The following is a 9640-nucleotide window of genomic DNA, read 5'->3' as shown; positions in this document are numbered from 1 at the left end:
TCAGTACCGTCACCGCTCGCGTCACCGCGAACCGGATGATCATCATTGGCTCACCGGTAGTCGTTGATTCTCAGCTGGATGCCGACGAAGGCCAGGGCCGCGGCGAGCCCGAGCGCCACGGTGGCGCCGAGCGGCAGGCGGCTCAGCGCCTCGCCGGCGGCGGACAGGCGCGCTTCGAAGCGGGTACGGCTGGTCGTGAACACCGCTTCCGAGGCGTCGTCGAACCGGGTGAAGGAGGTCGTGCCCTCGCCGAGCGCCACGGCCACCGCCTGCTGGAACCCGCCGACATCGGACACCAGGTTACCGACCCGCAGGCTTGTCGCCTGGTACCCGCGCCAGGCCGGTTCCAGGGCGGCGCGGGCCGGGCCGTCCGGGCCGCGCAGGGCCACCGTCGCCGGCAGAACCCCGGTCCCGGTCCGTCGCCCCCTGCCGTCGTAGCCCAGCCGGGCGGCCGCGGCGCGGGCGTCCTCGCCGAGTTCCACGCTGTTGCCGTGGGCGACCAGCGACAGGCTTTCGTCGCCCCACGCCCGTAATGCCAGCATCCGGGCCTGCGCGGTCAGCGTCATCGGGACGTACCCGTGGTCCCGGCTCTCGACGAGACGGCCGCGTTCCACGCCGAACGCGGTCAGCGTCAACCCGAGGATGATTGCGGTGAGCGCCGTGGCGGCGAGCAGCGGCGGATTGAGGATCCGGTGGGTGCGCCGGAACAGCCGCACCTGCAGCGCGACGAGCCCGGCGAGCGTCGCGGCACCGACGGCGCCGACCAGGAGCACCTGGTGCCAGGAGCTCGCCCGCCGGTAGCCGTGGTCGATGTCGGTGGCGTCGGCGGCGGCCAGCGCGTCGGCGGCGGGCAGGATGGTGTCCCGCATCAGCGCGGACGCCTGCCGCAGGTAGGCCCCGCCGACGGCGAGGCCGAGCCGGTTGTTCGCCCGGGCCCGTTCGACCAGGCCGGTGTAGACGGGCAGTTGCGCGGAGAGCACGGCCAGGGGCTGGCGTGGACTGCCAGCGCGGGCGAGATCGACGACGCGGTCGCTCGCCGCGGCGATGCTGCGCGCGTAGGCGGGACGCTGCCCCGGTGGTTCGACGCCGCCGGCGAGGAAGGCACGGGCCGCCGTGGCATCCGCCGCGGAGAGCTCGGCGCGCAGGCTCTGGGCGGCGATGAAGGACGCGCCGCTGTCCTTGGCCAGGGTGTCGACCGCGTGCCGGCGGGTCTGCGTGGCGCCGAGGACGGTGGCCCACAGTGCGACGAGCGCGAGGACCACGAGCACGGACAGCAGGCGCAGCCGGCCCGGCGGGGTCGCCGCCCGGCGCCGTACCCCCGTAGCCACCGCGGTCATGGCTGGTGAGCGTATGGCCTACGGAACCGCCGGGTGGCCCACTGTCACCTTGGCGTCACCCCGGCTGGTACCTCGTGCTGGCGCTGTGGCGGTGGGCCAGCCGGCCGTGGGGTCAGAGGCCCGGGTCGATCATGATCCGGTGCTCGACGTGGCTGACCCCGCCCCGGGTAGCCGCCACGGGCTCAGCCGAGCCGCCGGGAGGATGCGGCCGGCACCGGCACCGGCACCGGTTCCGGTTCGGCGGCCGTCGGCCGGTGCGCGGAGTGCTCCACCCAGGCGGCCCCGGCGGTCGTGGTGGGATGACCAAGCAGGTAACCTTGGCCGTAGGGGATTCCGGCCGCCATCGCCGTGTCGAGCTCCATCGGGGTCTCGATGCCCTCGGCGATGACGCAGCCGCCGATCTCGCCGGCGACCTGCACCAGTCCCGTCGCGATGGCGCGCCTGGCCGGATCGGTGTCGATCCCGTGGGTGAGGACCCGATCCAGTTTGATGATCTCCGGGCGCAGGTGGATGAGCTGTTCCAGGCCCGCGTAGCCGGTGCCGACGTCGTCGATCGCGATGCGGACTCCGCGGCGGCGCAGCATGCTGACGGCGGCCAGCAGCTCCGAGTCGTCGCCGATGTGCTCGTGCTCGGTGATCTCCACGATGAGGCGATCGGCCCCCTGGTCGGGAAGGATGTCGATCAGGCCGGAGGTGATAGTGGACGGCGAGGCGTTGACGGCGAGGGTGAGGTCGGACGGGAGCGTCGGCAGGACGGTCAGCGCGTGGCGGATTGCCATGAGTTCCAGCTCGATGCTCAGGCCGACGGTCGCGGCGTCATTGTACCATTGCTGCGCACCGCCGGTCGTGTGGGGGAAGCGGGACAGCGCCTCGACCCCGACGATCCGTTCGTCTGCGAGCCTGAAGATCGGCTGAAAGATCATCTTTGGGCCACCCGCGTCGATGAGGTCGCTAACCTCCTGCCAGATGCGGCGTCGCTGTTCCCACAGGCGGTGCAGGTCGAGGACCGCGTCACTCAGGAAGGCCGCCAACAGGTGCAGGAAGTGCACGTCGCGGTCGCGTGGCTGAGGGAGCGCGTCGTGGGCGAAGCAGCCGACTATGCCGTACACCTCGCCGTCGTTGTCGGCGACCGGCGCCGCGGCGTACGCGCCGACTCCCAGCTCGCGGACGAGGCCCGCGCCCGCGGTGCGCGGATCGGTGCGCGTATCCGCGACGATCACCGGTATCTCGCCGGACAGCACCCGCCCGAGCAGGGCGTGCTCGCGGCGGATCGTCGAACCCGGCGCCAGCCTGAACCCCCGTGCGTCCCCGCTGAGAACCTGCAGGACAAGCAGATCCCCGTCGATCCGGGCCAGCCCCGCGACGTCCATCCGCAGCTGTCGGCGCAGGATCTCGAGTAGATCCGTCACTACCGTGTCCGGCTGCGTGACGCCTGCCGGCGGGCCCAACGTCGACAGCGCATCCGCCATCCGGACCACCTCCATGTTCGGCATGCCCGAAACCACCTGCTGTCATGCCGGGCCGGAGCGCGAGCATGCCGGTGAGCACGGTGAATATGGTGAGCACGTGAATACGGTAAGCACGGTGAGCACGAAGGCAGACGCCGTGGCGGGCCGGAACATCGTGGAGCTCACCGGGCTGTCCATCGCCTACACGCGCCGGGGGCGGACGACTCCGGCTGCGGCGGCGGTTCCAGTTCGTCCACCAGAACCCGTTCTCCTCGCTGGACCCGCGGTCCACCGTCGGGGAGAGCATCGCCGAGCCGCTGGTCTCCTTCCACGTCGGCGACCGGGCCAGCCGCGCCGCCCGGGTGCGCGAGCTGCTCGACCAGCTCGCCCACGAGGTCGCGGTGCTGCGCGCCGGCCGCATCGTCGAGAGTGGTCCGGCGGCCGACGTCCTCACCGCGCCGACGCAAGACCACACCCGCGAGCTGCTTGGCGCGATCCCCGGGCAACGGTTCGCGGCCGCGCCCGCCGCCGCACCAAGGATAAGGACGCACGATGATTCGCAGGTACGCACGATGAGTCGCAGGTACATCGTCATCGGAGCCGGGGCCGTCGGCGCGACCGTCGCCGTGGAGCTGCGGCTCGCCGGGATCGACGTCGTCGTCGTGGCCCGGGGCGCGAACCTCGCGGCGCTGCGGGCGGGCGGGCTGCGCTACATCCGACCGCCGGCCACGCCCGGCGGTGAGCCCGACGAGCAGCGGATCCCCCTCGACGTCGTCGGCGGCCCGGACGAGGTCGACCTGCGTGGTGACGACGTGCTCGTCCTCGCCACCAAGTCGCAGGACTCCGAGGCGCTGCTCGCGCAGTGGGCGTGGCGGCCGGTCGACGTCGACGCCGACGGCACGCGGCGCACGGCGGCGGAGGCGCTGCCCGTCGTGCTGCTTCAGAACGGGATCGAGAACGCCCGCACGGCGTTGCGCCGGTTCGCCACGGTGATCGACGCGGTCGTCCTCAGCCCCTCCTCGCACGTGCGACCCGGCGAGGTCGTGTCCCCGGCGGCCCCGCTCGCGGCGGCCTTCTATCTGGGCCGCGCCCCTCGTGGCGCCGTCGACGACCCGACCGCCGAGGCTGTCGCGGCCGACCTGCGCCGAGCCTCGTTCGCCGTCGCGGTTGTTGCGGACATCGACCGGCGCAAGGCCGGCAAGCTGCTGGGCAACCTGGCCTACAACCTCGACGCGATCTATGCCCCGAGCGAGCTGCGCGACGCGGCGGCTGCCGCGCTGGTCGAGGAGGCGCGGCGGGTGTTCGCCGCGGCCGGCGTGGAGACCGCCGGCGTCCGTCCGGACGACGGGCTCGACCTGTCCGGCCTCGTTCTGCACGAGATCCCCGGCTTCTCCCGGGAGGGCAGCTCCACCTGGCAGAGCCTGGCGCGGGGCGGGTCGGTCGAGTCGGACTTCCTCAACGGCGAGATCGTGCTGCTGGCCCGCCTGCACGGGCTGGCGGCACCGGTCAACGCCGGGGTGCAGCGGCGGATCGCCACCGCGGCGCGCACCGGCATACCGCCGGGCGGATTCGACCAGGCCGACCTCGCCGCCCTGCTGGCCTCGGCACCTGCCGGCGTGGCCTCGGCACCTGCCGGTGTGGTCCCCTACGCCGACGTGGCCCCGGATGCCGGCGGGACGCGTGCCGGCGCGGCGCTCGGGGAGGTCCTCGTCGACGTGAGGCGTCTGCACGACGAGCTGCTCTCGCCCGGCCCGCCGCTGCTGCTCGACGTCCGCTGGGCGCTGGGTGACCCGCACGGGCACGACCACTACCGCGAGGGCCACCTGCCGGGCGCGGTCTACGTCGACCTGGACACCGAGCTCGCCGCCGCACCGGGCGGGACCGCCGGGCGGCATCCGCTGCCCGAGCTCGCCGACCTCCAGCAGGCCGCCCGGCGCTGGGGACTGACCGCCGAGCGTGCGGTCGTGGTCTACGACGCGGTCGGCGGGCTGTCCGCCGCCCGGGCCTGGTGGCTGCTGCGCTGGGCGGGCGTCGCCGACGTCCGCATCCTCGACGGGGCACTCGCGGCCTGGCGGGACGCCGGGTTCCCGCTCGAGACCGGGGAGATCATCTCGGCGCCCGGCGACATCGTCCTGCACGCCGGTCAGCTGCCGGTGCTCGACGCGGACGGCGCCGCCCGGGTGGCCCGCGAGGGTGTCCTCCTCGACGCCCGCGCGGCCGAGCGGTATCGCGGCGAGGTGGAACCGATCGACCCGCGCGCCGGCCACATCCCGGGAGCGGTGAGCGCCGCGACGGGGGAGAACCTCGACGCGAGTGGCCGGTTCCTGCCCCGGGACGAGCTGCGGGCCCGGTTCGCGGCCCTCGGCGTCGGCAGCGGGAACGGGGCCGGCGGGAACGGGGCCGACGGGCAGTCGCGGCCGGTCGGGGTGTACTGCGGGTCCGGAGTGACGGCCTCCCACGAGATCGCCGCGCTCGCCGTCGCCGGCATCGACGCCGCCCTGTACCCGGGTTCCTGGTCGGCCTGGTCGTCCGACCCCGACCGGCCCGTCGCCACGGGTCCGCAATGACTCCATCACCGCCGCCGTCACCGCCGTCACCGCCGTCACCGCGATCGGTGCCGTCAGGAACGCCGCTTCTCGCACGGTGGGCCGGGGCCGGGCGAATTTTGGGGACCTGGGCACGGTTTGCAACCCCTGGACCGTTCCCTGCTCCCCAGAACTCGCCGCGCTCCCCAGAACTCGCCGCGCTCCCCAGAACTCGCCGTCCATGATCGTGTACCGGCTGGCGGGAGTGGAGCGCCGGATGCAGCCGAGAACCCGGGCCCCTGCCGGACTACGGACGGGGACATCATCCCGCCGTCAGGTACATCATCCCGCCGTCAGGTGAGGCGGGACCCGGACGAGGCTGGACCCGGACGCCGCCGCTAACGCTCCGCTCTTCCCATCGCTCCCGATGGTGAGAATCGCTACCGATGGTGAGAACAGTCCCAACGGCGAGAACACGAGAACGGGGACAGCCTCGACCGCTCGCCCCATCATTGTCGATGTGGGCAGTGGGGCCGGGCGCGCTGCCCGCCTCATGACTTCGTCGTCCCGAGGAGAAGACCATCATCAAGGGCACCTTCCGTTCCTTGTCCGTCTACAATTTCCGACTCTTTGCGGGTGGCCAGGTGTTGTCCGTGACGGGAACCTGGATGATGGTCGTGGCCCAGGACTGGCTCGTCCTTTCGCTGAGCGGCGACTCGGGAACAGCCCTGGGCCTCGTGACCGCCCTGCAGTTCACCCCGATGCTGTTGCTGACCCTCTACGGCGGAAAGCTCGCGGATCGGTACGACAAACGCCGGCTACTGACCGTCGCGAACCTGGCCTCCGGCCTGCTCGCCTTGGCGCTGTCGCTGCTGGTGTTAGCCGGCACGGTCCGGCTGTGGCAGATCTGCCTGTTCGCACTGGGCCTCGGCCTCGTGAACGCCGTCGAGATGCCGACCCGGATGGCCTTCGTGAGCGAACTGGTCGGCGCCGAACTCCTCCCCAACGCGTCGGCGCTGAGCGCGGCGTACTTCAACGTCGCCCGGGTCGTCGGCCCGGCCGTCGCTGGCCCGTTGATCGGCGGCTTCGGCGTCGGCCCGGTCATGATGTTCAACGCCGTGAGCTACCTCGCGACGGTGGTGGGTCTGCGGATGATGCGCCCGGCCGAGATGCACCGCGACGCGCGCCGGGTGACCTCTACCCGGGTTGTCGACGGACTGCGGTACGTGCTCGGCCGGGAGGACCTGGTGCTCGTGCTGGGACTCGTCGCGACGATCGGGCTGTTCGGCCTGAACTTCCAGCTCACCGTGCCCCTGCTCGCCAGGACGGTATTTCACGCCGACGCGGCGGCCTTCGGGCTGCTCACCACCGGGCTCGCCGCCGGATCGCTGCTCGCGGCTCTCGTGACGACCGCTCGCCGCACCCGCCCGTCGGCCGGCACGGTGATCGGATCCGCGCTCGCGTTCGGCCTGCTGGAGACGGTGACCGGCTGGGCGCCCAGCTATGCCATGGCGGTCGTGCTCCTGATCCCTACCGGCTTCGCGACGATCTACTTCGCTCAGGCGGCGAATCACCGCATCCAGCTCGGCAGCGATCCGCAGTACCGAGGCCGGGTGATGGCGATCTATACCCTGATCCTGCAGGGATCGACGCCGCTAGGTGCCCTGTTCGTCGGCTGGCTCACCGAGCACCGCGGCGCCCGCGCCGGGTTTTACATCGGAGGTCTCGTTTCGGTCGCCGCCGCGATCGCCACGCTGGTGGTTGACCGCACGCGGGCCGCCGCCCCGGGCGCCGGCGTCCCAGCGGCCGGCGTCCCGGCGGCCGGCGTCCCGGCGGCCGGCGCCCGAACTGTGGAGGGTTAGTCACGGCCCACAGTCTCCGGACCGTCCCTGACCCGCCACACTTGCCCGTTTTCCCGCACCGGGCCGCCCGCCGCCGGGTGGTCTCGTTACCGGAGGTGATGTGCCGAATGTCGAGCGAAAAAGAGCCCAGGGAGCCATTGCACCGCATAATCTGGAGGCTGAGGGATTCTCCCAGATAATTCGATTCCATCACGAGGGCGGTGTACTATCCTCATGCGAGCATCCGACCGCGGCGGTGGCCGTGCCCAGTGACGTCGATCTGTGGCTGAGGCGTTTCCATCCGGCGCCGGCGAGCGCCCCTCGGCTCGTCTGTTTTCCCCATGCGGGCGGCGCGGCGAGCTTCTACGTCCCGCTGTCCAGGGCATTGTCGCCGGTCGCCGAGGTGCGTTCGGTGCAGTATCCGGGCCGCCAGGACCGGCGGACGGAGGCGCCCGAGACGGCCATCGAACCCCTCGCGGACCGCATTGCCGACGTGCTGCGTTCCCTCACCGACCGCCCGCTGGCGTTCTTCGGGCACAGTATGGGGTCGACCGTCGCCTTCGAGGTGACCCGCCGGTTGGAGGCGGCGGGCGGCCCGGTGCCGTTCGTGCTGTTCGCCTCCGGCCGTAGAGCCCCGTCGACCTCCCGCGCCGAATCCGTGCATCTCCTGGACGACGAGGGTTTCCTACGGGAAATCCACGCGCTTGGTGGAACCGACCCGCGCATCCTCGCCGATCCCGAAATGCTGGAGCTGATCCTGCCGCCCACCCGGGCGGACTACCGGGCGATCGAAACGTATTCCGCCCCCTCGGACGCGGTGATTGGCACGGCGATTACCGCGCTGGTCGGGGATTCCGACGCCAAGGCCACCGTGGCCGAGGCCGAACAATGGCGGGCGCACACGACCGGCGCGTTCACGCTGAAGGTCTTTCCCGGTGGTCATTTCTACCTGTCGGACCAGCAGGCCGCCGTCATCGACACCGTCTCGGCCGGACTGGTTCCCGCGGCCACTGCGGGTCCCTCGCTCTGACCCGTCGGCTTGCCCCGCCGGCCGGCTCGTCGGTCAACGTTGTCGACCTGGACGTGTCGACCTGGACGTGACCCCCGCCACGGGCACCGGCGGCACCTCGGGCGGGATCCGCGTCAGCGTATTTCGTTCGGGGCCGTGGCACCGCGGCTAGGCTTCGACCGTGCGGTACGGGTCGGGACGCAAGGGATACGAGGGGCACGAGGGATACGAGGGGCACGAAGGTGCGGTGGCCGGCCTGCTCGCCGCGGTCGCGGCCGGGACCGGCGCGTCCGCGGGGACCCCGCCGTCGCGGGCGATGTCCCGCGCCTACCGGGAGTTGTCCGACCGGTATCGCGCGAACGTCGCCACACCGGGCGACGGTGAGCTGACGGCGGATCACGTCCGGGCCTACCTCGCCGCCCGCCTGCCCGCGACGCTGGCGGTCACCCTCGCGGTTCTCGGTGAGGTGGCGCTGCGCCGCCCGGACTGGCGGCCCGGGTCCGTCCTCGACCTGGGCGCGGGTCCCGGGACGGCGACCTGGGCCGCGCTGGCGGTCTTCCCCGGCGTGACCCGGGCCGTCCTGGTCGAGCGGTCCGCGCTGATGATCGACGTCGGTCGCCGGCTGGCCCGCCGTGGTGGCGCGCCGGCCTTGGGCACGGCGACCTGGCAGCGCACGTCCGTGCTCACCCCGCCCGGCGACGGCGCGGACCGGGCCGACCTGACGGTGGCGGCCTATGTGCTGGGCGAGCTCGCCGACGGCGACCGGGCCGCAGCCGTGGCCGCCTGGTGGCGGGCCACCGCGGCGGAGCTGGTCGTCATCGACGCGGGAACCCCGGCCGGCTTCGCGCGGATCCGCGCCGCGCGCTCGGCGCTCGTCGAGACCGGCGCGACCATCACCGCGCCCTGCCCCGCCGACGACGACTGCCCGATGACGGCGGGGGACTGGTGCCACTTCGGCCGGCGGGTCGAGCGCAGCGCACTGCACCGGGCGATGAAGGACGGTGCGCTCGGGTACGAGGACGAGAAGTACTCCTACCTCGTCGCGTCGCGCCGCCCGCCCGCGCACGCCGCCGGCCGGGTGCTGCGCGTGCCACAGGCCCGCTCGGGCCACGTCCGGCTGACGGTCTGCGAGGCGCCGCGGCAGGGGGACGTGGTCGTGCCGCGGCAGGGGGACGTGGTCGTTTCCCGCAGTGAGAAGAAGGCCTACCGCTGGGCCCGGCGGGCCTCCTGGGGTGACGCCGTCCCGCCCGGCATCGGGCCGCGCTGACCCGCCGTTACCGGCGGGACCCGCCGGTGACCTGAATCCGGTGACCTGAACCCGGCGACGGGAACCCTTTGACCTGGTACCCGGCAGTCGTGGCCGGTTACCGGCTGTCTACTCTTATGTCTGTTATGTCGTGCCGGTGCGCGTCGAGGCCGGTCCGTCAGACGGACGGCGGGGCGGAGGGCGGGCGGATGGACATGACCGGCTCGGCATGGC

The 9640-nt window shown here is 72.7% G+C and carries 7 protein-coding genes; 4 read left to right on the top strand and 3 right to left on the bottom strand.

Translation table 11 applies throughout. The annotated features are described in order from the left end of the window. Nucleotides 1-50: 50 nt before the first annotated feature. The 3 genes from AC08OP_RS14530 to AC08OP_RS14520 form a co-directional block, all read right to left on the bottom strand. Nucleotides 51-1337, bottom strand: coding sequence for a hypothetical protein (locus tag AC08OP_RS14530; protein WP_476614684.1), 1287 nt, complete (start codon nucleotides 1335-1337; stop codon nucleotides 51-53). Between the two features lie 182 nt (nucleotides 1338-1519). After that, nucleotides 1520-2830, bottom strand: a complete 1311-nt coding sequence (locus AC08OP_RS14525; RefSeq protein WP_476614683.1) for a sensor domain-containing phosphodiesterase — start codon at nucleotides 2828-2830, stop codon at nucleotides 1520-1522. 137 nt (nucleotides 2831-2967) lie between these two features. Continuing rightward, nucleotides 2968-3336, bottom strand: a complete 369-nt coding sequence (locus tag AC08OP_RS14520) for a hypothetical protein (RefSeq protein WP_476614682.1) — start codon at nucleotides 3334-3336, stop codon at nucleotides 2968-2970. Nucleotides 3337-3357: 21 nt separating this feature from the next. On the opposite strand from AC08OP_RS14520, the gene AC08OP_RS14515 reads away from it, so the two are divergent. From AC08OP_RS14515 to AC08OP_RS14500, 4 genes are all read left to right on the top strand, one after another. Further along, a complete protein-coding gene (locus AC08OP_RS14515; protein WP_476614681.1) occupies nucleotides 3358-5352 on the top strand; it encodes a rhodanese-like domain-containing protein in 1995 nt (664 codons plus the stop codon). A 611-nt stretch (nucleotides 5353-5963) separates the two neighbouring features. Then, nucleotides 5964-7172, top strand: a complete 1209-nt coding sequence (locus tag AC08OP_RS14510; RefSeq protein WP_476614680.1) for an MFS transporter — start codon at nucleotides 5964-5966, stop codon at nucleotides 7170-7172. Between the two features lie 235 nt (nucleotides 7173-7407). Continuing rightward, nucleotides 7408-8181, top strand: a complete 774-nt coding sequence (locus tag AC08OP_RS14505; RefSeq protein WP_476614679.1) for a thioesterase II family protein — start codon at nucleotides 7408-7410, stop codon at nucleotides 8179-8181. A 160-nt stretch (nucleotides 8182-8341) separates the two neighbouring features. After that, on the top strand, nucleotides 8342-9427 hold the full coding sequence (locus tag AC08OP_RS14500; RefSeq protein ID WP_476614678.1) for a small ribosomal subunit Rsm22 family protein: 1086 nt from the start codon (nucleotides 8342-8344) through the stop codon (nucleotides 9425-9427). The last annotated feature ends 213 nt before the right edge of the window (nucleotides 9428-9640 follow it).

It is taken from the genome of Frankia sp. CeRuru1, from assembly GCF_977966315.1.
The sequence above is the reverse complement of the archived record's forward strand: the minus strand, read 5'-3'. Positions and strand labels throughout refer to the sequence as shown.

What these genes read in the sequence shown, in the direction of transcription:
- AC08OP_RS14530 (WP_476614684.1), bottom strand. Translation starts at nt 1,337, where the DNA reads ATGACCGCGGTGGCTACGGGGGTACGGCGCCGGGCGGCGACCCCGCCG.
- AC08OP_RS14525 (WP_476614683.1), bottom strand. Translation starts at nt 2,830, where the DNA reads ATGCCGAACATGGAGGTGGTCCGGATGGCGGATGCGCTGTCGACGTTG.
- AC08OP_RS14515 (WP_476614681.1), top strand. Translation starts at nt 3,358, where the DNA reads ATGAGTCGCAGGTACATCGTCATCGGAGCCGGGGCCGTCGGCGCGACC.